We start from the raw sequence: 26,608 nt of genomic DNA on the forward strand, positions 1-26,608 counted from the left end.
TCGGCCGCCCGCGAGCGCTCAGCCGGCCGCGTGAACGGCATCGCTGATCCGCTCGACTGCCACCGCGTTCAGGGGCCCGAGATAGAAACTGTCCGACACCGAGGTGTAGGTCTTCGTCTTCGATGCCGGCCATTGCGGGAACTGCGCGAACAACTTCTCAGCATATTTCTTGGCGTCGTCGTCCGGCTGATACAGGCCGACCACCAGAACATCGACGTTCGCCGCAGCCAGCGCCTCGGCGTTGATCTCGACGAGCTGCTGGTCGGTCAGGCCGCCGAACGCGTTGACGCCGCCAGCCCGGTCGATGATGTCGTCGAAAATCCCGCCTCCGAACACCGCCGGCGCCCCGGTGGTGGTCATCATCGTCATGCTCGGGTACGCGACCAGTACCCGCTTACGGGGGCCTGACGGCGCCGGGAGCGCGGCCAGCGAAGCGCGTGCCTGCTGCACGACCTGCGCCGCCCGACCCTGGACGTCGAAGATCAACCCGAGCTGGGTCAGCAAGTCGAAGGACGACTCAACCGACCGCTTCGCGTACGTTGTCACATCCTCCGGCCGCGGCGATGTCGCGCCGTTGGCGCAGTTGGAAGGCGTCACGAAGCTGTTGATACCGGACTTGGCCAGCTCATCCCGGGTGATCGACCCGATCTTGTCGTCGAACCCGCCCGCCCACGTCGAGATCACCAAATCCGGCGACTGGGCCAGCACCTGCTCGCGGGGCACCTCGAAGCTCTCGTTGAGCTTCACCCCACCGGTCGGGACGGCGTCGATCTTCGCGACCATCGTCGGATCGTCGGACACGCCGTAACGCTGACTGTTCGCCACGATGTGCTCCTGCACACCGAGCGCGATCATGGACTCAACCTCCGCGACCGACGCACCGTTGAGCAGCACGATCCGGCGCGGCGCCTGAGTGAACGTGACCACGCGGCCGCAGTTGTCGATCGTCAGCGGATACGTGGTCTGCGGCCCGGCGCCCGCAGAAGCGCCTGACGACGCCGTCGGCGCATCCGGCACCTTCGTCCCGGAACAGGCGCCGAGGGCCAACACGATGCAAGCGACCAGTGCCATGCGGATAGAACGGAAATCGGAGGTACGGACAACCGGCTCACCGGTTCGTGCCATTGGGAGCTTGCCCTTCTGTCATCGGTCCACCTCGGAGAATCCCGAAGCGCGGGCGCCGGGCGCTTATACCCACAGGGCAAGATCCGTACGACCGGCATACAGATAGTCGTCACATGACCTCTGATGGTTCCCGGCGCCGTTCCGACTGCAGCAAAGCCATCGGGCATCGGACGGATCCGGGCCGATGATGTGGAGCCCGACCTCGCTTCCGGCAACACGACGGCCGACGTCCAAGACGTCATCGACCTGGCCTACCACGCCAAGTACAGCCGCTACGACCAACCGTCGCCGTCGCCCAAGAGGCCCCGAACCATCCGCCTGGTCCCCGAGCTCCTTACGGTGGCCCTCCACCGCAATTGTCGGAGGAAAGTGATCACCGCTTGCTACGTTCCCCTAACGGCAAGCTGACATTATCGGATACCAGCGACAGCGGGCATCCTGCCCCGCGCACCAGATCCGGCGGCAAGGCCGCACGCCAGCACCAGGAAGCCGGCCAGGGAGCAGCGCCTCACCCACGGAAGCCCGTCCCACTATCTGGGCTTCCAGGCCGACCCGGGGAACCATGATCAAAACCCACCCGGACAGGACGGGCCACCGCTGGACGGGCCAGGACGTGAGGGATGCTCGTCGCACGAGCGCCCAAACATCCACAAGGGACGGACAAGCCAAGGGGCCCGACCACCGTTCCGGCAGGTCAGACCCCTCTTGATCTTGTGCGCCCGAAGGGACTCGAACCCCTAACCTTCTGATCCGTAGTCCGATGCCCTCTCGAAGGGCGACGGGACTGCGGTGGCTTCGGGTCGCTCCATCCATCCGGCCGCGCATACACCGGGAGGTCCGACGCCTGATGGGCGAGCACAGATTCCTGGCTGCCTGTGCCGGTAAGCATCCGACTCGATCCCTCGCCGCCCCTGGATCTCGTCGAGCTGTAGATGTGCCGCGACCAGGTAAACACGATCAACTGACTCCGCGGCCCGCCTCACCAGCGCCAGAAGCGTGGATGGCCCCGTACGAGGCGCCCTCACCCACGAAGCCTACAGCCGTCACCCAACCTGTAATCAGCAAGCCAACCACCCACGGCCGGTACCCGAACAGGGCGCCGGTCGCAACCCATGTGGCCCGCACAGACACCGCCAAGGAGACCTCTGCAATGCCTACGGCATCTGGCACTCAGCGACCCGCTAACCCCGCCCTGCGATCAGCCACAGCCACGACTAATCCGACAACCACCACACATGCGAGACACCCCGCCACGGTCGTCTCCAACCGCACTCCAAAGTACCTGAGCCGCCACCCTCAGCTAGATCGGACCTCGGGCGGGGGCACATGACGTCGCCAACCGAACGCGCAAAGAACCGAGGAGAGCAACACACCAAGCCCCCACCAGTTCCTCCCCTTGCCAGCGCACCACTTGACCCGGTGGGCCAGGTTGACCCTTCATGGACGGTCGACAACGACAGACGCCTACCGCCCAGCGCACCCAAAGTCGTAACCCCTCCGGAGGAACCACCCGACCTACGTCCAGGGGCGGCCAACGCCTTACTGGCCCTCCTCAAACACGTGAACGACAAACGACGGAACATCCAGGAACAGGAGTAGCAGTGAACACCCCTCAGCAGAAACCCTTCGCCTTCTACGGCCGGGTATCAACGGAAGACAACCAGGACCCCGAGTCGTCACGCGGCTGGCAGCTCAGCCGCGCGAACGCCCTGATCCAGCCACACGGGGGTCGCATCGCGATGGAGTTCTTCGACGTGGGTCAGAGCCGATCTCTTCCCTGGCAACGTCGCACCCAGGCAAGTCTGCTTCTCACCGCCCTACGTAACCCATCACGTGGCTTCTCGGCCGTCGTCGTGGGCGAGCCTCACCGCGCCTTCTACGGCAACCAGTTCGGACTGACCGTGCCACTCTTCACTCACTACGGTGTCGAGCTATGGGTGCCTGAGATCGGCGGCCCCATCGATCCCGACAACGAAGCTCATGAACTGGTCATGTCCGTGTTCGGTGGCATGAGTAAAGGCGAACGCAACCGGATCAAGCTACGCGTCCGCACCGCCATGGCCGCCCAAACCCTTCTCGAAGGCCGATACCTGGGCGGGCGCCCACCATACGGCTACACCCTGCGCGATCTCGGCCCCCACCCCAATCCGGCGAAGGCCGCCGACGGTAAACGGCTACGTGGCCTTACCCCCGACGAGCAAACCGCACCGATCGTCCAGAGAATCTTCACCGAGTTCCTCACCGGCAGCGGAATCTTCGCGATCGCCGAAGGGCTCACCGCTGACCGGCACCCTTGTCCCTCGGCCTACGACCGTGCCCGTAACCGGCACCGGAGCGGCATCGCCTGGTCCAAGAGCGCCGTCCGCGTCATCCTGACCAACCCCCGCTACACCGGTCGGCAGGTATGGAACAAGCAGCGCACCGACGAAGTGCTCCTCGACGTCGATGACGTGGCCATGGGCCACACTGGTGTCCTTCGTTGGAACCCGACCGACAAGTGGATCATCTCGAAAGAGATCATCCATGAGCCACTCGTCGACGACAGCACCTTCGAACAGGCTCAGGCCCTCCTACAGCGACGCGGCCGAGGAACCGGCGGACAACACGTCACGCACCGCACCCGAAACCCCTACATGTTCCGCGGCAAGATTTACTGCGCCGCCTGCGACCGGCGGATGCAAGGGCAGTACAACCACGGCGTCGCCTACTACCGCTGCCGCTTCGCCCAGGAGTACGCGCTCGCCAACCGGATCAAGCACCCGCGCAACGTCTACCTCCGCGAAGACGCCCTCACCGACGCGCTCGACACCTGGCTGGCCTCCGCCTTCACCCCACACCGCCTCGAACGAACCATCACCGCGCTCACCGACGCCCAACCCGCCGAACACCCACCCGCCCTCATCGCGGCAGCCAAGGCAATCATCGCCGAGTGTGACGCCAAGCTCGATCGCTACCGGGCCACCCTCGACGCCGGGGCCGACCCCACGGTCGTCACCGCCTGGATCACCCAGACCCAGGCCGAACGCGCCCGCGCCGAAGCCGACCTACAAGCACAAGCGAATACCAGTTCCGGTCGCATGACACGGAGCGAAATCACGACCCTCGTGCATGCACTCGGCGACATGGTCACCGTGCTACAGGACGCCGACCCCGTCGACAAGGCCGAGGTCTACCGACAACTCGGACTCCGGTTGATCTACTACCCGGACACACAAACGGTGCGCACCGAGATTGATCTCAATGCGCACCGTGGGGTAACTGTACGTGTCCGAGGGGGGATTCGGCCACACGTACCCAGCACACCTGCCGGAAACAGGTGTTCATGCGTTGCACAGTAGAGTCTCGGCGCCCAACGGTCAATCAGAGACACCCTGCCCCTTGGCGCTCCGAGTAGCAGCGCACACGCGCCCCTGACGAATCGCTTTGCTGCGGAGCGACCCGTACGACGAGCTGGAGCGGTATAAACCCGAACGGCTGACCTGCCGACGCAGGACCGCAACTGCCGACGCAGCGCAAGGATCTCGACCTCTTTGAACCGCTCGCCGCGCAGGCCGAGCAGGATCAACTGCATGACCTGGCATAGGAACAGGTAGCCAGACGACAGGGTCATGGGCGTCAGCATGGCCACCAACGCGCACTCGACGTCGCACAAAACCACACGCCAACGCTCCGAGGCCCGAGTTCCGAACGGTACAGGTCACAAGTGGCAAGCGGCATCACGCGTACACACGCGAGGCCGGTACGGAATGTCACCACCGAAAGCGCTCCCAGAGCCGTAGATCCCCAGGCCCCCAGCCCCTGGCTGGCTCGGCGAATAGTCAGCGTCGGAGTGTGGCCAACGCAGCAAGCAACTCTGCGATCCGCTGCGTCTGTCGGTGATCCGCCCCGAGAACGCGCCGGGCACTCAAGTGCGTCCGCTTGGCCAGGGTCACCGCTTCGCTCAAACGGCCGGCGAGGAAGTAGGAGCAGGCCACGTTGATCGCCGATATCAGGGTCTGCGGATGATGCTCGCCGAGGACTCGGCGACGGTCGGCCAGGGTGCGCTCCGCCAAGGGAACAGCGTCGTCCAGTCGCCTGCCTACGCCGTAGGCTTCGGCGAGGTTGCTCGCGGACTGCAACGTATCCGGGTGGTCGTCGCCGAGTACCCGGCGACGCGCTGCCAGTGTCTTCTCGTTCAAGGAGATGGCGCGACCATAATTGCCGGCTTGGAGGTACGTGTCGGCGAGGTCGCCGGCGGAGGTCAAGGTGTCGGGGTGGTCATCACCGAGAACGCGGCGACGGTTGTCGTACGTACGCCGGTAGAGCTTGAAGCCTCGCACCTTGTCTCCGGCGGCCTCGTAAACTCCGGCCAGTGCATTTGCGGACGCGAGCGTGGCCGGGTGATCCTTGCCGAGTACCCGGCGACGCCCCTCAAGTACCTCCTCGTGAAGGGACATCGCCAGCTGTAGTTCGCCGGCCCTCGCCAGGGAGCAGGCTAAGTTGTTCTGAACGGTCAGGGTGTTCGGGTGGTCGGGGCCGAGCAATTCGATGCTTCCAGTGACGATCTGTTGCTGGAATTCGATCGCACGCCTCAGATCGCCCTTCGCTTGAAGAACGGAAGCAAGGTTACTGGCCACGACCAGCGTCCCGGGATCCTTGTCACCATGAAGCCGACGGCTGTCAGCGAGGGTCTGTTCGAGCAGCGGAATCGCCCGCTTGAGGCTGCCCGCCTTGTTGTATGCAGCCGCGAGGTTGGTGGCAGCAGCCATGGTCCGTTTGTCGTCGTCACCAGCGATCCGCTGGGTCTCGGCGAGGATCTGCTCGTGAAGCGTGATCGCGCGTCTCAGGTCGCCCGCGGACAAGTAGGCATTGGCCAGCAGCGTCTGGACGGCCAGCACTCGTAGATGGTCATTCTCCTCGTCATCGCGCAGGGCGGCCACGCCTCGTTCAAGATGCCGGATGGCCTGGTGCACGGCACCCTGCTCGTGCAGAAACGCTCCGAGCCCGGCGAGCAGAAGGCCAGTGACTGAGTCGGGGTGCTCGGGCGAGTTCCGGGCGAACGCTTCGAGGTGAGGCAGCACGAAGCGGTAAGTCGGCCACGATTCCGGATCGTGCCGGTCGAGAGGAAGAGCGGCGATGAGGGCGTGGGCAGCGAACTGCCGTGCCGCCTCGATGTCGTCTGCTTGGCGGTGCGGGTCGGCCGGGTCGGCCGTACGGGCGACCGCTTGGACCAGTCGGTGCAGGGTCACGGTCCCCGCGTCGAGGTCGGTGGTGAGCAGGTTGTAGACGGCGAGTCGACGGATCGCTTGCGCGACGGCCGGCGGCTCGGCCAGCCCGTCAAGCAACGTCCGAGGAATCGCTTCGGAGGAGTACCAGGCCAGCACCCGCAGCGTGTCGGCGGTGAGCGGCTCGTCGACGAAACGATCGAGGGTGACGCGCCAGATTCGGGCAATGGTTCGTTCGGCGTCTGCTCCCTCGCCGGCTGCTGAATACATTGCTGCCGGGTAGACGGCGAGCATCGACAGGTACTCGCGGGGCGGCACGCCGGCCTGCGCCATGAAGCTGCCGGCCTGTTCGACCGCGAGTGGAAGGTACCCCAGCTCGACGCAGACCTCGGCTATGCCAGCTAGGTCCAATTCATCCGAGTGGTCCCGCATGATGGCGGCGACTACCTGTACCGCCTCGTCGAGGTCCAGCACGTTCAGGCGGATTGTGGCGGCAATGCCGGTCCAGCCGGCTGCCCGCCGGCTGGTGATGAGGTAGCGGCCATTCGGCGCGCGTGCGAGCAGATTGGTGATGTCCGCGGGATCGGTGACGTTGTCGAGGACCAGCAGCCAGCCCTGGTGGCAGGTCAGCCACTGCACGGCGCGTTCGCGCAGTGCCTCGGACGGCAGCAGCCCGATCAGTTCCGGCTGCAAGGCCACCGCCAGACCGACGAGGCCGGCGTTGATCGCCGCCGGGGTGTCGGCCGTTATCCACCAGACCGGGTTGAAGTCGCCCGTTCGGCCTGCGGCCCATCGCGCGGCCAGGGTGCTCTTGCCGATCCCGCCGAGACCATGAACGGCCTGGACCACGACTCCGCCCGGTGCCGCCAGGTGAGTATCGAGGCGATCCAGTGAATCACCGCGGCCGACGAAGACCCCTGGGCGTATCGGTAGATTCACCAGGGCGGGTGGCGCCTCGACCTGCGAGGGCGGCAGCATCGCGCCCGGAGGCATCACCACGGCCTGTGTCGCCCGCACCTGTACGTTGGTCGCACCGGAACCGGTCGAGACTATCCCTTGGAGATCGCCGCCGATCGCAACCGACTGCGCGCCGGCAGCCTCCACCGACGACCACGCTCCGGCCGTAGCCGCCGGCTCCGACTGCTGCCGACGCGTCCGAAGACTCATCGGTGCTGACCGACCGTCGAGCTATCGCCGGTGGACGCGATCCCGCCGATATCGCCGCCTACCGCGATCGACCGCACACCGGCAGAGTGAACGGACAAGCCCGGCTCTAGCCCAGATCCGCGGTCGACACTCGCACCGCCAGCACGCGCCAGCAGCAGCGCCGCGACCGCGACCACGAAGCTCGCGAGCGCAGCCAACCAGCTCGCGACCTCGATACCCCGCACGCCGAACAGCACGGCGGCCACCGCCGAGCCCAGCGTCGCGATGCCGCCGACAGCGAAGACCGTCCAACGCCGTACACGTCCCATGACCTCATCGTGCCATTTGCCCATCGATGCACTCCGAAAGGCGTAGCCGGCGCTTCCAGCACAAGTTCGACATTCCGGTTGCTTTGTTGAGTGTTCGTTGGCCGCTGGTTACATTCAAGGATGCTGCAGTCGGTTACGGCCTCGCGATACTCGCGCCCGTGCTGGTGACCATCGTCCTCGGCAACCTGGATAGCTGACCGATGTTATGGATGCCATCGGCATCGCGACCCTGCTGGATCCACCGAAATCGACGCATTGGTCTTGATGTGTTCGGCGCGTACCACCCGCGAGCAGCCCATGCCGGGCGTCGCCGCGGATGTCGTCATCGCCGACGGACATGGCCTGCTCGACCTGCTTACCCATGCTCGGCAGCCCTGACCGCCTTCCGCCGTAATAGGCCGGAGGCGAAAGCAGGAGTCGTCGCGACGCGTAGCGGTTGACTCGCTGGGAGGCGCCCGACCATGGCAGTAGCCTGAGCTATGAGCCCTGCTCAGGCGGCGATCGGGACTTCTTCACGTGCCCCGACTGAGGAACCCCATCCGCTCTGAACGCGTGCAGGAATTTCGTCGCCCACGGGCACCAGCACGGCGACCTGCGCATGCTCAATGCCCTGCACCTGGGAAACCTGGCGGTCCTCGGCTGCCACTAGACAGCGTGATCGATATAGCCAGTTGCGCGATGCGGATGGCAAGGCCGCGGTCGACGCTCGCCAAGGCTGAGGAACGGAGCACCAGCCAGCGGTTCGCGGTTCTCATCTCCGTCGGGCCGATACCACCAGACGGGCCGTTCGTGGGCAAGAATGGCTCGGATGGCGACGCTGAGCGATGAGGTTGATGATCCCTACCTCTGGTTGGAAGATCTGGACACGGCGGAAACCACCGATTGGGTACGGGAGCGCAACGCCACGACCCTTGCCACGCTGACCGGCAGCGAGCGGTTCGCCGCCCTGCAGGCCGAGATTCGGCAGGTGCTCGACGACGACAACCGGATTCCCTACCCGGGGTGGCGTGGTGACAGCTTCTACTACGACTTCTGGCAGGACGCGGCGCATCCGCGTGGGCTGTGGCGGAGGACAACCCTGGACCAGTACCGGCGGCCTGAGCCGGAGTGGGACGTACTGCTCGACCTCGACGCGCTCGCGATCACGGAGGAAGGAAACTGGGTCTGGAGCGGGGTGACGGTGCTCCGCCCCAGCTATCAGCGCTGCCTGATCAGCCTCTCCCGAGGCGGCGCTGACGCCGTCGTCGTCCGCGAGTTCGACCTGGGCCGCCGGGCCTTCGTCGCGGACGGGTTCTCGCTGCCGGAGGCGAAGAGCGATGTCGACTGGATCAACGCCGAGGAGATCTATGTTGCCACCGACTTCGGACCGGGGTCGCTGACCAACTCCGGATACCCGCGCGTGGTGAAGCGGTGGCGGCGCGGGACGCCGTTGTCGGCTGCCGAGGTGGTTCACGAGGCGCGGGCCGACGACGTCTCGGTGTACGCCTCACACGACCCGACCCCGGGCTTCGAACGCGACTTCGTCGGCCGCTCGATCGACTTCTACCGCACCGAGAGTTATCTGCTGACGCCGGGCGGCGAGCGGGTTCGTATCGCTGTTCCGGAGGACGCGTCGTGGGGCGTGTACCGGGAGTGGTTGACGATCCAACCGCGTACGCCGTGGCAGGTCGGCGAGGTGGAGTATCCCGCCGGTAGCCTGCTGGCGATCCGGTTCGACGATTTCGTCGCCGGCGGGCGGGAGCTGACGGTGATCTTCCACCCGGACGAGCGCAGCGCGCTGCGCGGCCACGTCTGGACCCGCAACCACCTGATCCTGGCCACTCTGGTCGACGTGCACAGCCGGCTGGAGGTGTTGACGCCCGGCCCGACGGTATGGCGGCGTGAACCGCTGCCCGGAGCACGACCGGACGAGCAGAACGGGATCGTGGCAACGGATCCCGACCTCGGCGACGACTACCTGCTCGCGTCGGAGGGATTCCTGCAACCCGCGACGCTGCGACTCGGCCGGATCGGCGGCGCGGTCGAGACACTCAAGCGGGAGCCAGCGTCCTTCGACGCCAGCACCCTGACGGTGCGCCAACACTTCGCCACCTCCGAGGACGGCACCCGGGTGCCGTACTTCGTCGTCGGGCAGACGACCGGTGCGGCCGGCCCGGCTCTACTGACCGGGTACGGCGGCTTCGAACTCGATCAGCTTCCGTACTACAGCGGGGTCATCGGCCGGGGCTGGCTGGCACGGGGCGGCCGGTACGTGGTGGCGAACATCCGGGGCGGCAGCGAGTACGGCCCACAGTGGCACCGCGCCGCGCTACGGGAGAACCGGCCCCGGGCCTACGAGGACTTCGCCGCAGTCGCCACCGACCTGACGACCCGGGGCCTCACCACGCCGGCACAGCTCGGCATCGAGGGCGGCAGCAACGGCGGACTCCTGATGGGGGTGATGCTGACCCGCTACCCGGAGCTATTCGGCGCGGTCGTCGCGCAGGTGCCACTGCTCGACATGCGTCGCTACCACCGGCTGCTCGCCGGCGCCTCATGGATGGCCGAGTACGGCGACCCGGACAGCCCACAGGACTGGGCCTATCTGAAGACGTACTCCCCGTACCACAATGTCCACGCCGGCCGACAGTACCCGCCGATACTGCTCACCACCTCGACCCGAGACGACCGGGTACACCCCGGACACGCCCGCAAGATGACAGCCCGACTGCACGAGCACCACCATAACGCCTACTACTACGAGAACATCGAGGGCGGCCACGGCGGAGCCTCGAACAACGAGCAACACGCCTTCCTCTGGGCCCTGACCCTGGAATTCCTCTGGCAGAAACTGACCCGCCCCACGACCCCGGCGCAGCGCACACCGATCCACGACCAGCAACCGACGCTAACCGCCGAGCCACGCTGACTACGATTCCCGCACCGCAGTGCCGCCCAAAGCTCACCGAGCTCAACGGTAAGTTCGCGCATCCATGGCGGCTCGCGGTCATCCGTATGCGGGCGCAACCTCATGTGGGCAGTTCACTCGTCCGCCTTCGCCGTAGGGACGGTCATCGACCGTCTCGCCACGGACGACCCACGGGCACGATTCGCACGCCTTCGTCCGTCGCGCTGCTTAGCGAGCGCTTCGCGGCAGATCCGGATAGCCGCAGCGCGCTACTGCATGTGCGACTCCGGGAACCTTTCAAACGGGTTCGGATTGGGAACCTGAGACATCACCTGCTGTACGGCGCTAGTCCTTCGTTCCCGGCTACGACCAAGGAATCGACGAGCAACTGCCACTCGGCAAGGTGGTCGAGTTCCTCCGCCGTGCTGCGGATTTCCTTGAGCCAGTTGTTCGACAGCCACGACTGCTTGACTGTGACACGACCGTCTTGGATACACAGGTCGGACACCCAGCGCAGGCCGCGAGTGACCTGCACCTCCACCGGCAGCTTCTGCAGGATGCCGATGAGTCCGTCGACGCATTTGGCCTCTCCGTGGGCTGCGGGTAACCAGTCGTCGATCAGCTCGACGAGGTCTTCAGCGCGAACCCAGTCGATGGGTGCCCCAATGACCTCGTTGTACAGGCCCTGCGTCCACGGAAGTGGGTCGGGCAGGAGAGCAGCGGCGGCCCAGTCCCCCCAATGGTGGTCCTGGTAGGGGTTCGGGTCGTCGATCACGTAGCCGGTGGCGTGGCGCAGCAACGATGGCCAAACACCTCGGGCAGCCTCAGCCAGGCGTTCGTTCTCCGCGCCGGCTGCCGCAAGACCGTGAAGGAAGTTCGACATCAGTCCTGCATTTGCGCGAAAAACATCGAGGTGTCCTAGCACCGGCCCGACGTCACCGTTCTTTGCAAAGCCTTCGAGCAGGGCTCGCGCCGCGACGAGGGTATGTGTCCCTCGGTGGTCTGCTGTCCAGCCCTTCTCTTCCTGAGTGACCATGGCACGTCGCTCGACGTCGAGTAGGCTCGCGAGCAGCGTGGCTGAGTCGTCGGTGCAGCAGTGGTCCGAGGTTGCGGCTGCGCCGAGTCCGCGGATGGCTGCGTCGAGCACGGCGATGTCGATGGAATCACCGGCCAACTCCTGAAGGCGTTCGGCGACATCGCCGGCAATCTGGATGTTCGACCGCCGCTGGCTCTGCTGGTCCCATGGCCCGATCTCTGCACTACGAGCAGTCTCGACCAACCAACTCAACGCGATCCGGTGAACGCAAAGGTCACCTTGGCACGGCGCCGTCCAGACGACATCGCATCCGCGCGCCAAGTACAGCCGCGTCTCCAGGGATGCCTTGCCTCCGATCGCAAGGCCGGCCTCGGCAACATCATCGGTCGAGGCTCCCGCCGCCTCCAGGGGTGCGCTCATCGCAGATGTGATGAAGGCCGGCAGTGCCTGGGCCACCGCCCGGTCGGCGCCTAGGTCGAAGTACTGACCCTCATGGCGCTGGTCCTCGGCATCCTGAAACGACAACGCAACCCCGAGAACGAACTCGGTCACGAAGCTCGCCTCGTCGCCCAACGCACTCATGTCACCGGCCGCAGCTCGTTCGACCGCTGCACGGACGACGTGAGCCACCGCGCCAACAGGCCGGGACGGCATCAGGTTTCCATCGGACTCGAGCAACGAACGGCCGACAGCCAGGTCCGCGGCGGTCTCCTCCGACGAGGGGGGCACGTAGTCGGCATCGTGCTTGGCCGAGCCCCAGTACCGGTTCTCAAGTCCCAAAACGGTCTGCACGACCTCCTGGTACGCCCCGCGCGTCTCTTGCGCGGCCTGAACTTCAGGTGGCGGAACGACCTCGATGTAGTACCCATCGCCATGCTGCGTGATTCGGTGCCGATCGGAGTCCAGGCTTGCAGCCCAATTCTTCGTAAGCTCCTGGCTGATGCCGTGCCGGCCGCCGTTCTCGACCAGTTGCTCGGCAACCTTCTTCAACGCCTCGGCGCGCGCCTCCCCGCCGTTAGTCACCAGCCATACGGCCACCTCACGCGGTGTCCACTGGCGGCGTTCCAGGTTCGCAAGCCCTTCAGTTGTCGCACGCAGCCCCGAGAACTCACTCGTTCGGCGACTGAACTCCAGTTCCCAGACGACCGGCTCGGCGAGGAACGGGTCGAGCTCGGTGTCGACGTTCTCCACATGGCGTACCAGAAGCCCGAAGAGCATCCCCGGGACGGCCAGATTCTCGCAGCCGTTCAGGAGTACCTCGACGACCCTTGTCGGCGACGCACCCTGGCTCAACCATTTGTCAGCGAAGCGTTCCATTGCCAGGAGCCCGCTCATCGCCGAGTACGGACCGACCGAGGTGCCCCGATACCAACTCCACACATGACTGTCGCCAACGTACAGACGGGCGGTGCCGTCAAGATTCAGGACGGCACCTCGGTCCTCACCCTCTTTACCTGTGCCTTCGGTCTCGTCATCGGAGCCTTCGCCAGATCTGGCGACGGGCGCTGCGATGACTTCGGGCGCGTGGAGCCGCGAGAGCGTTTCAACTCGCACCCGTGCACCGCTGTTCAAAATATTGTTCAGCACCCGCACCGACGTCCGCAACGGTGCGGCCTGGAAAAGCTGCCAGAATCCACCGAAGTAATACTGAAAGAACGGTGCTCCAATACCGGTCCAGCGGCCTTGATGCCTTCGGACGCCCTCATCGCGGTGCCAGCTGTGCTCGTCGTCGATGTAGTAAGACTCCATCAACGTCGCCAACAGCTCTGGGTCCTTCTGAGCCAAGGCCCGGGCGCTCAACGGCGAGTCGGCAGCCGGGGCCAGGAACGCCGGCGCGTCGTCTGCGAGAGCCCGAAGGCAGGCTTCGGCGGCTTCGTCGATGTCGGGCCCGAGCAGCGCTAAGGACTCGACGAACTCTTCCTTGGTGAGGTGATAGTCCAGCTCACGTCGACGTCGCCGCCCGGACATCCGGTTGGGCAGGTGGTCACCGCTGGTGTTGCGCGGAGAGAACGACTCCCAGTAGACAAGGAGGCGGCCCCGCAGCCTGATGCGCAAACCGTCTCCTGCCGGTACGTCCGCCAAGGACAGGGCCTGCAACCAATCCGCGAGCAGCTCGAACGCCGCCTTCGAGACGTTCCACGGCTCTCTCTCATCGAGAAGAATCTGCACGACGGGGGCTGAGATGACGGGGTCAACTAGCGAGTTGACCTTGTGCCTCTGCTGAACCACCCGAACCACGTCACCGAGCGCCAGGCCAACGGACTCATCCGCGAACGCTGCCTTCAGGCACTCGTACGCGAACGGCGTGTCCAGAACAGCCTCGACGGGGACGTCAGCCCACCGAGGGCCATACGCCGCCACGAACGGCTTGATCTGCGAGAGTAATTGGACGAACACGCGGGCGGGTCGAACGCCTGGTGCTTTAAGCAGTCCCTTGCATGCGAGCGTGGCGGCTGACAGCGTCCACCGGGGCCCGCCAGCTGCTTCCAGCAACTCGCTCGGGCTCTGGGCGCGGACCAGAAGGATCGCGGTCGCATACCGCCGGACTTCGTCGTGCGCGAACTCCGGCTGGTCGTGATACGGGCTGGCCGGCCCGAGCAGATGGTCCCGGCGCAACGCATCGACCGCCGTAGCGTCGACGCCGGCACTAGGTCGTCGGTCCCTAGGCAGTTGCATTGTCGACGCGGCCACCGCGAGCAACGTCTGTTCACGCGCCTCAGCCGAGCCGATGCCCGGGCGACCGTCGCCCCGAACAACCCTGCTCCACACCAACTGCAGACACTCCCACTCACCCAGTGAGCTATCCGGCTCCAGCCCGGTCCGTGCCAGCAAGTCCAACACGACGGGCCGTCGCATCAGCGAGTTCGCAGACAGGTCTCGCAGTACCGCACGCAGAAGCGGGAAGTGATCCGAGACGACCGAGACTTCCTCATCACCCAGCGGCTTCATCGTGAAGGATGAAACGAACTTCCCGAAGCCCAGTTCCAGCTGCTCCCGCACAAAGCTGGACGCCAGCTCAGACGCGACCGCGACAACCCCGACACCTGCGGCAGCCGCAGCAAGCACCAGGTCGCCCAACAGACGAGCGGATCGCTCCAGCGCAGCATCAGCGGCGTCGACAACCAGGACCCGGCTTGGTGCCGATAGTTCGGCGAGCACGTCCTCCATCGGCATACCTAGCGCGGTACGAAGCTCCAAGTTCGACTGCGGCAGGCCGCGGAGGTTCACCACCACTGCCTCGAACCCTGCGGGGTCCATGGCTTCAAGGTCTACGACGGCCGATAGTGTCAACGCGCTCTTACCGACGCCGGACTCACCAGATATCAGCAGAGCAGACCCCTGAGTACCCGCTTCGAGCAAGGCCGGAGCGAGCTGCTCGCGCCGGTCGGCGAACGCGAGCTTGAGTCCACCGGACGTCTCGTCGCCAATGGTTGTCCGCACACCGGCAACGGCCAGCTTTCGATGTTCAGCGATTACGCTCCACGCGTGACGCCTTTGTGTCGCGGCCATGTCTAAGACGACCGCGTCCTCCCACCGATTGTGAAGAACCGGCCGTGCCAGCCCGTCCACCAGCGGCAGCAGTTCCTCGACGCGCGCAACCCACACCGTGCCTGTCAGCCAGCCGTCAGCGGTGTTGTACCGGCCTGACACCACCCCGACCACCACATCATCGACCAACCGCCGCACCGGGCCGCCACTCATGCCAGGCAGGACGTCCGTCGACGTGAACCGTCCCAGCTGCACCGCGTCATCGCGGGTCGTCCCGGACTTCCACTGCCCAGCCGCCGCGAGCCACCGGTACTGCCGCGGACCGTCATCAACGTGTACCACCCCGGCCACTACTACGTCGGCTAGCAGCGGCACCACATCGGTTGCGATCATGCCGCCAACAGACCCAGGCAGCGGCACATCGGTGACCAGGACCGCCAGGTCACTAACTGGAGCGACCCGCACCACCCGCGCATCACGGGCAGCGGTACCGCCGTCCAGCGCATCGACCGCCACTGTCGCGTCGACGTCGCCGGCCCTGAGCGCATCGAGCACGTGCCACGCTGTCACCAGCACGCCGGGCGACACCTGGAAACAAGTACCGATCGGTACCCCACCGGCGTCGAGGACCCTGCCCAGATAGCCCGGCACACGCGAGTCGCCGCTCACGACACCCCGCCCGCCTCGTCGTCGGCCTCATCGTCGTCAGCCCGGCGCGACCCGGCATCAGCGGCGCCGCGCCTCGGGTCGTATCCCACAATCACCTTCAACGCCACCTCGCCCGCACCGCTCGCAACGATGACGTCGCCCTTCGCGGTGAACTTCAGCCCGAACTCCACTTCGACCTTGTCCGGCCGGGCTCCCCTCGCGGTCAACTGCCGTACCGTCCCCGCCACCTTCGTCGACACAGCGATGATCGCATCCTGCGCCCGCTCAAACGCGTCCATCACCTGTTGCTGCGCCCGATCCCCCATCGACGTCGGCTCTGTGCCCACCACCCGCGCCGTCTCCACCAGCACCTCGACGTCGTCTACGCGCACCACGATCACCTGACCAGCCATAGACCAGCACCATGCCAGACTCGTCCCACCCCAACGAACCCGGAATTCGACAGCAATACCCGAAACCCCTAAAAGCACCCGCTCAGCCGCGCCTGGGACAACAACGCCGGATACGTGATCAACCTTCCGGCCAGATCCCAGCTCGCTGGAACGAAACACTGCGTCACCGCTACGCACCGATACGCAGTACACGTTGCGATCCTCGCCCCGTCCGGGGACCGGGCGCAGCGACGCTGTTGGTCAGGTCGTACGCGGCCGTCCACGGGTTGCGATCCTCGCCCGGTCGGTCGACCGGGCGCAGCGTCGTACCCCGTAAGGCCAGACAGCAGCACACCATGCTGTTGCGATCCTCGCCCGGTGTCGGCGTACCTGGCTCTGCACCGTAGCCCGTACGCCGACACCGGTGTTTGAGGGCGCGATGGGACGGGGGAAGTTGCTGGAACGCGTCAACGCCCGACCACGACCCTCGTCGCCAACTCGACCTCAGCATCGCGAGACCGGCGGCCCGCTCGAACAGGTCGAGTAGCTCATCGACCGGCATCCACAGGCACCGATCTACCGCAACATGGCCGGCGTTCGCCCGGTCCTCGCCGGCCGACTTCTCGGCAAATCGGTGAGGACCTGCACCGCGACACGGTGCCGCAGCCCCATTGGTCAGAGCGGGCAGTGTGATGTTCGTGGAGCTCGACCCCAAAGCGCTTGCGCAACTCGGTCACGAGCGCCATGACCGTCGCCGCGAGCAATTTACGGACCCGGGTGCTAGAGACTCTGAGGTAGCGGTGCCCAGGGATGATGTCGGGATGGGCCGACGAGGCTGGGGGTTATCTGTGTCCGCTGCTGCGGTGGCAGCTGCATCTGCGGGCACTTGGCTGGGCTGGGGGGAAGTTCTAGCTGGCGTTCGCGTGGCAGCTTCCTGGGTCTGGTTGGAGCGGATTAGCTGGGTGGCCGGGCTGCTCAGCTTGGTGGCCGGCGTGGTCTTCGGCGTGCCTGCGTTACGTCAGGGCAGGGGGAGGCGGTCTGTGGCCGTCGGGGCCGGTCTGCCGCGGCAGCCGTGGCGACTGATTCCGGTTGCTGACTGTCGTCCTGAGCAGGTTGGCGTCCACGCGGCGGGTGCTAGTTCGGAGGCGAGAGAAGATCTGACGCTTCCGGTCTACGTGGAGCGAGACCATGACGAGTCGTTGAGGGCGGGGTTGGGGCAGGCAGCGAAAGATGGGGGTTTGCTGATCGTGGTCGGCGGATCTTCGACCGGGAAATCGCGAAGCCTGTTCGAAGCGATTCACGACGTCTGTCACGACTGGCATCTACTGTTGGCGGATGATGCCAACGCGGTCCGCCAGGCGACAGATGCTGGTTTGCCTGGCCGGACCGTTGTGTGGCTGGATGACACTCCAACCGCTCGCTACTTGGCGCCCGGTGGTTTGACGCGCACGGATGTGATGGCGCTGATCACTAACGATCGCAGGTCGGGTCCCGTCGTGGTGGTCGATATGTTGTGGCCAGCCCCCTATCAGCAACTAACCGCGCTGCCGCAGACTGGCGATGACCCGGATGGCCGGGCAGTTGATTCGTGGCGGGACGCTCGCGAGGTCCTTGCTCTCGCCCTCGGCCCCGTGGTCGAGGTACCGGAGCAGTTCAGTGGGGCCGAACGCGATCGGGTAGCCGAGGCGGCCAGCGTCACGGGTGACAGTCGCCTGGCCGACGCTTTGGCAGACACCCGGTACGGTGTGACACAGCACCTGGCTGGGGCTCCGCAACTGATCAAGCATTGGGAACTCGGGGCAACCAGTCAGGCTTATGGCTGGGCATTACTCACTGCGGCGATCGACGTCCGCCGCCTGGGCGTCAGGGCTCCAATAACCGTTGAGCTGCTCACCGCAATCGCACCGACATATCTCAGTGACCTTCACGCCGCTGACGCATCCAGTACGTGGTTCGATACCGCCCTGTCATATGCCACGAGGAAGTTGCATGGTGGAGTGCGGGCGCTACATCCGATTCCTGGGCCTACGATCGGTACAGTTTCGAGCTACGAGGTTGCCGACTTCTTGCAGCAGTACGGGACTGTGCACCGCTACTATAAGGTGATCCCCAGCGACTTCTGGACAGTACTGCCGTCCTTCGTCGGCGAACCAGAGGAATTGATAAGCTTGGCTCAGGCTGCCGAGCTTCGATGCCTGCCCAGTCATGCCGCAATCCTCTACCGCCGAGCCTATCCCCGCAGTTCAACCGCCAGGTGGCGGCTGGCTGAACTGCTCGCTTCACAGGGTGCGACGGAAGAGCTTCAGGAGCTCACCACAGACAGTACCGTTCCCGTTGCCCGCCGCCTGCTGGCCGAACTGTTGGCCGAGCAAGGGAATGAGGACAGGCTGCGCGCCTTGGCAACTGCTGGCGACAGCCACGCCGGTTGGCAACTCGCGCTGATGCTGAACCGGGAAGGGCGAATGGAGGAAATGCGAGTGCCGGGCCTCGCCCTTCGTTGCGATCTGGCCAGTTTGCTAGAACGACCAAGAAAAGCCATGCGAGAATCTCGGGAGGTAACGGCGATGAACGCGCTTGCGGCCGAGTTGCTGTCCCGAGAAAGACACGAGACGACTCCGTCGGATTCGGCCGCCGGTAGCAACACGGCCGAGTTCCGGAAACTGCTTCGTGGCCACAAAGTCGAGAGCGAGCTTCGGAAGATGGCAGGTGAAGGCGTAGCGCCAGCCCGGCGCCTACTGGCCGCCTTGTTAGCCGATCAGGAACGCGAGGGCGACTTGCAGGAAATGGCCGCAGCAGGGGACATGGCGGCCCGAAGAGCGCTGACTGACCTGCTAGCCAGTCAAGATCGCGAAGACGAGTTGCGGCAGCTAGCAGCCTCTGACGACCACCTTGTCCCCCGAGCTGACTAACCCACCTGCCAGGCGCGCACGCCGGCAACGATCCACGGGAACAGGCCGTGAGCAGTGATACGTGGTGGTGCCGCTGATGGTGGCCCAGCGCTACGTGGCCTGCTCGGCGCGTTCCTCGCTGAGTAGATGGTCGGTGAGGACACGGATAGCCTGAGGGCAGATCTCGGTGATCAAGTCCATGACATCCGCTAACCTTCCGTGCCGTATGGGGACAAGCAGGAGAAGCTGGGCCTTGGCTGGGTCGACCCTCCGCGCCAGAGTGATCAACGCTTTGACGCGATAGAAGTGGTCGGTGATGGACCTTGCGACCTTCTCGGCCGAATCAATGTCGCCCTGATCGGTGAGGGTGTCGGCTAGCTGGCTGAGCCGCCGATCGCGGTAGTGGGAGCCGCCGTCCGATAGGGCCAGTGCGTGGGCGCGGTCATGCTGGCCGGCGCGGGCCAGCGCCAACACCAGGCTGGTTCGCGCCTCGGCTTGCAGTCGAGGCGTGGCGATAAAGCCGCTCAGTGTCTCGGCACGTGTGAAGTCCCTCGCCTCGGCCACGTCCTCGACGGCCTTGGCGAGGGCTTGGTCGCGCTGCTCTGACGCGGGGGACGGCACCCTCTCGCCAGGGGCATGGAAGACCGGGAACACTGGTGTCCGGGCCGGTTGCGATGGTTCGCTGATGTCGTCGCGCGCGACCATGCGGCTTCCCAGGGTCTCAGCGCGTGCATCCTCCCCGAGGGTCCAGAGGGCGGTCAGGATCTTTCCTAGTGCCTTGAGGCGTTCGTACTGGCCGGGCATAGACATGGCGGCCATCTCTGCGGTCTCCAGCAGGCCCACCGCGATGTCGCGGCTTTCCCGCCGGGTGATCGAGGAGGCCAGCTCGGCCTGTACCCCTACGCGGGCCTTCGGAGTCTGGATCAGCCGAGTCGCGTCGGCGGCAGTTTCGTAGTCACCCGTTGCGACGGTGGCCCGGACGAGGGCGGCAAGCTCCGAGTCGAGGCGGTGCTTCTCAGGCACGGAGTGGTATGCCGCTGTGGCCTGCCGAGCAGCTGCTCGGGCGCGTTCGGTGTCGCCGACCGAGACGAGCGCGGTTATCAGTGGAGTCAGCAGCTTGGCTTTGGCATCCGGGGCGCCGGTGGATCGGCCGATCGCCTCGGCGCGTTTCGCGAGATCGGTCGCGGTCTCGAGATTGCCGCGTTTGGCCACGCGATATCCCCACTCGGTCAATGCAGCAGCGTGATCTGCGCGATCCCGGACGGCGTTCACCAGGTCGGCGAGGTGGTCCTCATCGTTCTCGCCGGCCAGGTTGTTGACGATCCTGACGAGTGCCCGGTCTGTCTGGGCGGGATCGGAGAGGGAATCGGCGAGTTGCCGGGCGCTAACGAGGTCACCGGCTGCGGCGGCGGCTCCGGTCACCCTGAGTATGGCGTCGTCGCGTTCAGATGGGTCGGTGATGGAGGTGGCGGCCGCTACCGCGCGGTCGACGTCGCCCGCCGTGTACCAAGCCACCGCTGTCGCGCTGATCAATCGGGGAACCGAGTAATTGGAGGGGATTTGGTCCTCGTCCCGAGCCGTGATTAGCGTCGACTCAGCTAGGCCAGCCAGGTGCGCCAGTTCCGCAGGGTCGAGGATCTTGTCGAGAAACGGCAAAATCTTCGTCAGGCTGTCGACCCGGTGGTGTGGCCCTTCGACAGTCGATGCTCCCGTAACGGCGAGGGCTGCTAGTCGTCTTGCCTGGTCCCGGCCGCCCCAGGACTCGATCTCTTGGGCTAGGAATGCGTGAATGAATGCCTTGTCGCTGTCGCTGGGTAAACTGCCCGCCTCGTTCTCTGCCCTGCCGGCCATGCGTTCTGCCAGGTCGCTTTGGCCACGGGTAGCGGCTTTCTGAGCCAGGACAGCCAACGCCTGTGCCCGCCAATAGGGCATCGGGATCTGCAGGGCGAGTGCCTCCGCCTCTTCTAGATCGCCGCCTGTGGACGCGATGGCTATGGCGACCTCACCGTGTGCGCGGGAGTGCCAGAACGGGGCATCGATGCTCCCCGCTAACGCGGTCGCCCGGTCATGATCGCCACCTCTGGCGATCATGCGAGCGATTTCGCAGATCGTCTTTGCAGGCTGATTCTCGTCGACGAACATGTTGGCCGGAAGCAGGCCGGCGAGCAGCTCCGCCCGGGCGTGGTGACCCGCTTCGGCTACCTCGGGCGCCAGCAACGTCAGCGCCACCGCGCGTCGGTTCCCCTCCTCCGGGATCGATCGGACCAGCGCCTCGGCGCGTGCGATGTTGCCCACGGCGGCCCACAAGCGCGGCAGGGCGAGCGGAACGTTCGTGTTGCGTTCCTCAAGGTCTGTGCGCCGCAGAGCCAGCTCGCACATCGCCGGTAAATCAGTTTCAAAGTGTGAGAGGAGTGCGTCCTGCGCCAGCGTGATTTCTTCGAGGGCCACGGCATCGCCGCCTGTTTGGTCGAGCATGCGGTCGTGCCGTGCCGTGTCGGCGGCGTACCGCACCATACGGGCGGTGTCGCCCTGCTCGGACAGCATCCGGAAGTAGCCGCGCAGAAGATAGTCGGGTGTCCCGGCGGGCCAAGCGCGCTCGCGGTAGCGGTCAGCCCACTCATGCAGGCGCTGCCGGTAGTCGCTCAGGCGGGCGGGGCCGAGTAGCCTCGTCGCGGTCGACTGCAGTTCCTCGTGGGCGAGCACGTAGGCGGCGTCGACGTTGGCGAAGGTACGTCCGGTGAAGCTGGTCAGGTAGTCCTCGACCAGCCACTCGTCTTCATCGACCAGCTCGGCCAGGTCCCGCACGGACAGGCCGCTACGGGCAGCGGTGACGAACCCGAGGATCTCCCGCTCGACGCCACCGCTGAGGAGGATCCTCTTCAACTCCCGCTCGGCGTCGGCCCGGACCACCGTGGCATACGACGACGCCGTGAGTTCCCGCACGAGGCATTGGCCACGCAGCGGATGATCCGGCAGCATGTCCGGCGGAAGGGGCGGGTCTGACCGGCTCGTCACAACGATCCTCAGTCCGGTAGGTGGGTGGCGAGGCAGGGTCGCTGCAATGCTGTAGGACGCGGGCCCGACCGTCACACCGCGGTCCTCGTCGAGCCCGTCCACCAGCAGGACCAGTCGCTCACCCGATTGCTGGCACTCCGCCGCAGCCGCAGCCAGCATGCTGGCCAGGTGAGCATCCTGCGTCGACTCGGTCAGACCGGCGGGAAGACCACGGTGTTCAAGCAGTTCCGCAAGTTGTTCGAGGACGTTGTCGACGAACGCCTTTCGATCGTTCTGCCGGTCATGCCGTGCGGTGACAAAGAACGAGACGATCCGAACCCCGAGCGGTGGGTGCAGGGCGAACCACGACATCAGCGCCGACTTGCCTGCCCACGCTGGTGCGCGCCACCACGCGTACGCATACTCCTGGGCACCGGTGCAGAAGGCTGCCAACTCAACCAGCTCGGTGTCGCGATCCTTCAGCTCCGACGGCGCGATCCGACGCACCTGCTCCAGGTACGCCGATCGCACGACCGGCGGAATGTAACCGAATTGATTGTGTTGCACGTTGTAGGAGCCGACCTGCAGGCCCTGCGCGCCACCGGCGTCCAGGAAATCGGTCGTGCTGTCCGGCTTCCCAGGCGGCGTGTTCATCGTGCCCTCAAGGTAGCCGACAGCTGGGTGACCATCCAGCACCGCCGCGTGAAGGAGGGCGTCCGTGGTATGGCCCCGTCTGGTCGTTACGGTCAGGAACTCCCACCGCGAGGTCGCCGGCCACGAACCTCCTGAGGCCCGGTGCTGTCGGTTGGTAACGGTCGCCTCCAGGGCGACCGTTACCAACCGCTACCATCCGCCGATTTCGACGGCACGGACATTTAGGTCCCATCGCGCCGCTCACCGGCGCAGAATGTGTTCGTCCCGGTACGGACAAGTGACTGCTTGTTCACCGCGCCCGGGATGTGCACTCCGCAGGGAGAGATCGGCCAGGACCTCGGCTGTTCTTTCCCTGAGCCACGACCAGGATGAGAACAGCGAGCGGGGAACAGGAGGTTGGAGGGCGGTCTGGATCGCTAGAAACAATGAAGACCTGCAACCGCACGACCGGCCTGGGGCGAATCGGGGCTCGGTCCGACACCTCCGGACGCGGTCAGGATGAGCCAGAGGTGGTTGGCGGGACCGGGCAGGTGTGATACCTGCAAGGGCTGATGATCGTGACGGGCGACGTAGGTCGGTCCGACCGATAACTGGCCGGCTCTGCCCGGACATTCATGACCGGCGTTGAACCACTTCGTGACGAACGGACTGTGGAACGTGACATCCGTCCGCCGGCGTTGGCACGGCGGACGGACGTAGCTGTGCGACCCCTGGCATGAGCGGATGGGTCGCAGGGAAACCAGGTCCACGAGGCGGCAGGAGCTGTCAGCCCCGCGGGTACGCGCCCTTCAGAACCGTCAGAAGGTTACGTAGGTAGGGTTCGGGACCAAGCTCTTTGATCAACCTTGCGTTCGCCGCAACCCATTCTTCCTCGGAGATCATCGGATCATGCGGAACAGCCAGATCAGGGCTGATATTCACCGCATAGTACGGGTTGCCAATCATGGCAGCGACGTCACCAGACGTCCACTCACCGTCCGCGCCGTCCATCCGCAACTCCCATCGCTCAGTCCACGGGCTTTGGCCACCCTCCACAGTCTCGCATGCATGTCGGACGACCGCCTGCTCGGCTATCCGACGCACACGCACCGAGCCTCTCGCAAGCAGCCCGGCGAGCTGAGTAGATCCGAAGGCATGGTTGAGCACATGAGCTGCCGCGATCACCGCTAACAACATGCGAGCACTCCCCCGGTTCGCAAACCCCCGGACTTCGTGATGCCCGGCGTTGTCGGCAGGCGGGTCGGCCCGAAGGCGAGGATTACCAGACCAGTCATCGGCCACCTGACGCCGGGTACATCCAAACCTCACCGCTCGCCGGCACGGGACACGTTGGTTCGCGTAGGTAACGAACAGCGCGAATTACTTGTTCATCTCGCCCGGACTGGACGCCTCCGGAAGGAACGACTGGGACCTAGCCTGTTCCTTCTTTACCAGGGGTCGCCCGACCGACCGGCAGCGCTGAGGGCGGGGGGCCAGCACCACAACCACTAGATCGTCCTAAGCCGTGCCCCGGACAGCGGGTGTGGTTGGCCGGTCATGGCGGCCAGTGCGGTGGCGACGGCTTGTAGGTCGGCTTTGATGTAGGTGGTGGTGGCTGGGCCGGTGGAGTCGGTGTGTCCGGCGTAGGCGCGGGCGACGCCGTAGCCGTAGTGGCGCTCGACCCAGGTCAGGGTGGTGTGGCGTAGCCAGTGGGTGGAGATGCCCTGGGCGGCCACCCACGGCAGTCGCTCGCCGATGCGTTTCCACAGGTGGTCGTAACGGCGGCTGGTGATCGGCCGACCGTTGCGGTAGCGAAGCAGTTGGTCGGTGGGCAGTACCGCGCTGCGGATGCGGGCGTGTTCGTCGAGGTGGGCGGCCAGGTCGAGGGTGATGGGTTGCCAGCGCAGGGTGGCGCCCTTCTCGGTCAGCCGCACCAGCCCGCGGTCGGTGTTCAGGTCGGTCAGCCGTAGCCCGAGGGCGCCGCCGCGGCGGCAGGCGGTCTCGGTGTGCAGACGCAGCAGCAGGGCGTCGAGGATGACGTCGTTGCCACTGGTACGAGCGGCAAGGTTGATCTCTTCGAGTTCGTCGGGGGTCAGTGCGCGGCGGGTGCTCGGTAGTCGGCGGGGCTTGACCACCCGGTGGGCGGGGCTGGCGCCGGGATCGATGAGCCCGTCGGCGATTGCCCGGTTGTAAATGGCGCGCGCAGCGGCGATCACGAGCTCGCCCGCGTGGCGACCGCTGCGGCTGTTACGCCGCGACCGGGCAGTCGCCGCAGCCTGTCGCTGCATGGCCTCGATGTCGCTGGCCGCGACCGCGTCCAAGGGACGGTCGCCCCAGACGGCGGCCATCCGGTTCCAGTAGGTGCCATACGTGCGTCGGGTGCCCGGACCGGCCGCGGCGACAACCTGGGGCAGGTACTCGGCCAGCGTCGGCAGGCCCGGACCGGGCTCGGCCTGCAGATCGGCGAGGGTGACGCCCAGATGGGCCAGCAACTGCCGCGCAGTAGCGACGCGGGCGGGATCAGCCGACACCACGACCACCGACCACCTGCGCGTGAAGATCAGCCAGCAACCGCACGACGGTGCTGGCCGGATGAATCACCAGCAGATCGTGGGCGACCAGAGCGGCGAGCAGCAGCGGCTGCCCGGGAACGATCGCGCACATCTGCCGAACGCTCGCCGGTAACGGCAGTTCCCCTCGACTGCCGACCACGTGTTGTCCGGCTGGCGCTGACGCGACAACGAGCATTCCGCTGTGCGGATGGATGTCGATACGGTGGCCCGCCGGCCAGCGCAACGCGTCCAGCAGGCCGCGTTCGGTCACCCGGCCGGATCGGTCCGGACGCGCCACACCGATCACGACCTCGTCCGCTGCGGCGGTCGCCAACGAACGGGGTGCGGGCAGCACCGGCAGCGGCGCCGGACCGGGGCGCGGTCTGTCGGGAAGCGGAGCCGGAATGAGCACGCCGATGAGTCGCTCGCGGTCGCGGCGGCGAGTTGGTGTCATGACCGACCCAACCGCGGAAACAGCGCAACGTGCCGACGGCTACGTACGGCCCGCCCACGATCACGTCTTATCGCAGATATGCGGGGCAAGAACCAGTACGGAATCGAATCTGTTTCATGCCTGGTGAAAATCCACCAGAAGTGGTGTCCGAGGGGGGACTTGAACCCCCACGCCCTATACGGGCACTAGCACCTCAAGCTAGCGCGTCTGCCATTCCGCCACCCGGACTTACATGCTCTTTCCGCCGTTGACCTTGGAGCGGTAAACCGTCCCTCGGCTGCCCGGCGGGCCGCACGGTGGATTACTGTACACGGCAAGCGTGGATCATGCACAACGCCCACCGACCACCCTCTTGACCAGGACATATGTCCAATCGAGCGAAATTCGATCGTCCCGCACGGCGTCCCGACGGACGATGACGGGATGATGATCACGCGTACGAACCCGCCCGGGCTGCACTCGACTCCGGGGTACCACCACGTGACGGTGGTGGCCGCTGGGCGTACTGCTTTTCTCGCCGGGCAGTGCCCGCTCGATTCGACCGGGGCGTTGGTGGGTCGGGCGGACGTGGGCGCCCAGGTCGACCAGGTGGTCGCGAACACCCTGGCCGCACTGAGCTCGGTCGGTGCCGGACCCGAGCACGTCGTACGGACGGTGATCTATGTGGTCAGCGCCGACCGGGAGGTGCTGGCCAGCGTCTGGTCACGCTTGCGCGAGTCGCCACTCGCCGTCGCGTTCACCACCGCCAGCACCCTGCTCGGCGTCGCCCAGCTGGGTTTCCCGGACCAACTGGTGGAACTCGACGTCACCGCCGCTCTGCCCTAGCCCACG

13 protein-coding genes and 1 tRNA gene are annotated in these 26,608 nt (G+C 65.8%); 4 read left to right on the forward strand and 10 right to left on the reverse strand.

The window, feature by feature from the left end:
* Positions 1 to 18 precede the first annotated feature (18 nt).
* On the reverse strand, positions 19 to 1,071 hold the full coding sequence (locus OG792_RS21195; RefSeq protein WP_329101496.1) for an ABC transporter substrate-binding protein: 1,053 nt from the start codon (positions 1,069 to 1,071) through the stop codon (positions 19 to 21).
* Between the two features lie 1,655 nt (positions 1,072 to 2,726).
* Between OG792_RS21195 and OG792_RS21200 the strand changes: the two genes are divergently transcribed.
* A complete protein-coding gene (locus OG792_RS21200) occupies positions 2,727 to 4,463 on the forward strand; it encodes a recombinase family protein (RefSeq protein ID WP_329101498.1) in 1,737 nt (578 codons plus the stop codon).
* A gap of 480 nt (positions 4,464 to 4,943) precedes the next feature.
* Here OG792_RS21200 and OG792_RS21205 read toward each other — a convergent pair whose 3' ends face one another.
* Positions 4,944 to 7,433, reverse strand: coding sequence for a tetratricopeptide repeat protein (locus tag OG792_RS21205; RefSeq protein WP_329101500.1), 2,490 nt, complete (start codon positions 7,431 to 7,433; stop codon positions 4,944 to 4,946).
* Positions 7,434 to 7,492: 59 nt separating this feature from the next.
* Positions 7,493 to 7,828 carry a hypothetical protein gene (locus tag OG792_RS21210; protein WP_329101502.1) on the reverse strand — a complete coding sequence of 112 codons (336 nt, stop codon included), beginning with the start codon at positions 7,826 to 7,828 and terminating at the stop codon, positions 7,493 to 7,495.
* Positions 7,829 to 8,612: 784 nt separating this feature from the next.
* Here OG792_RS21210 and OG792_RS21215 point away from each other — a divergent pair.
* Positions 8,613 to 10,712 carry a prolyl oligopeptidase family serine peptidase gene (locus OG792_RS21215; protein WP_329101503.1) on the forward strand — a complete coding sequence of 700 codons (2,100 nt, stop codon included), beginning with the start codon at positions 8,613 to 8,615 and terminating at the stop codon, positions 10,710 to 10,712.
* A gap of 307 nt (positions 10,713 to 11,019) precedes the next feature.
* On the opposite strand, the gene OG792_RS21220 is transcribed toward OG792_RS21215, so the two are convergent.
* Positions 11,020 to 15,885: a trypsin-like peptidase domain-containing protein gene (locus OG792_RS21220; protein ID WP_329101505.1), complete on the reverse strand. Its 4,866-nt coding sequence runs from the start codon at positions 15,883 to 15,885 to the stop codon at positions 11,020 to 11,022.
* Positions 15,882 to 16,277 (reverse strand): CU044_2847 family protein, encoded by a 396-nt coding sequence (locus OG792_RS21225; protein WP_329101507.1) that lies wholly within the window; start codon positions 16,275 to 16,277, stop codon positions 15,882 to 15,884. Before OG792_RS21225 ends, OG792_RS21220 begins: the two co-directional genes overlap by 4 nt.
* A gap of 1,217 nt (positions 16,278 to 17,494) precedes the next feature.
* Between OG792_RS21225 and OG792_RS21230 the strand changes: the two genes are divergently transcribed.
* Positions 17,495 to 19,165, forward strand: a complete 1,671-nt coding sequence (locus OG792_RS21230) for a hypothetical protein (RefSeq protein ID WP_329101508.1) — start codon at positions 17,495 to 17,497, stop codon at positions 19,163 to 19,165.
* 90 nt (positions 19,166 to 19,255) lie between these two features.
* Here the strand turns inward: OG792_RS21230 and OG792_RS21235 are convergent, their stop codons facing one another.
* From OG792_RS21235 to OG792_RS21255, 5 genes are all read right to left on the reverse strand, one after another.
* Positions 19,256 to 22,792, reverse strand: a complete 3,537-nt coding sequence (locus OG792_RS21235) for a hypothetical protein (protein ID WP_329101509.1) — start codon at positions 22,790 to 22,792, stop codon at positions 19,256 to 19,258.
* A gap of 765 nt (positions 22,793 to 23,557) precedes the next feature.
* Positions 23,558 to 23,968, reverse strand: coding sequence for a hypothetical protein (locus tag OG792_RS21240; protein WP_329101511.1), 411 nt, complete (start codon positions 23,966 to 23,968; stop codon positions 23,558 to 23,560).
* Positions 23,969 to 24,279: 311 nt separating this feature from the next.
* Complete coding sequence (locus tag OG792_RS21245; protein WP_329101514.1) at positions 24,280 to 25,302, reverse strand: tyrosine-type recombinase/integrase; 1,023 nt, start codon at positions 25,300 to 25,302, stop codon at positions 24,280 to 24,282.
* Positions 25,292 to 25,630, reverse strand: a complete 339-nt coding sequence (locus tag OG792_RS21250) for a hypothetical protein (protein WP_329101516.1) — start codon at positions 25,628 to 25,630, stop codon at positions 25,292 to 25,294. Before OG792_RS21250 ends, OG792_RS21245 begins: the two co-directional genes overlap by 11 nt.
* 288 nt (positions 25,631 to 25,918) lie before the next feature.
* Positions 25,919 to 26,005 (reverse strand) — tRNA-Leu (locus OG792_RS21255).
* 195 nt (positions 26,006 to 26,200) lie between these two features.
* Between OG792_RS21255 and OG792_RS21260 the strand changes: the two genes are divergently transcribed.
* Entirely contained in the window at positions 26,201 to 26,602 is a 402-nt protein-coding gene (locus OG792_RS21260; protein WP_329101518.1) for a RidA family protein, read from the forward strand.
* The last annotated feature ends 6 nt before the right edge of the window (positions 26,603 to 26,608 follow it).

Origin of the sequence: Micromonospora sp. NBC_01699, assembly GCF_036250065.1 — a bacterium.
Taxonomy (GTDB): domain Bacteria; phylum Actinomycetota; class Actinomycetes; order Mycobacteriales; family Micromonosporaceae; genus Micromonospora_G.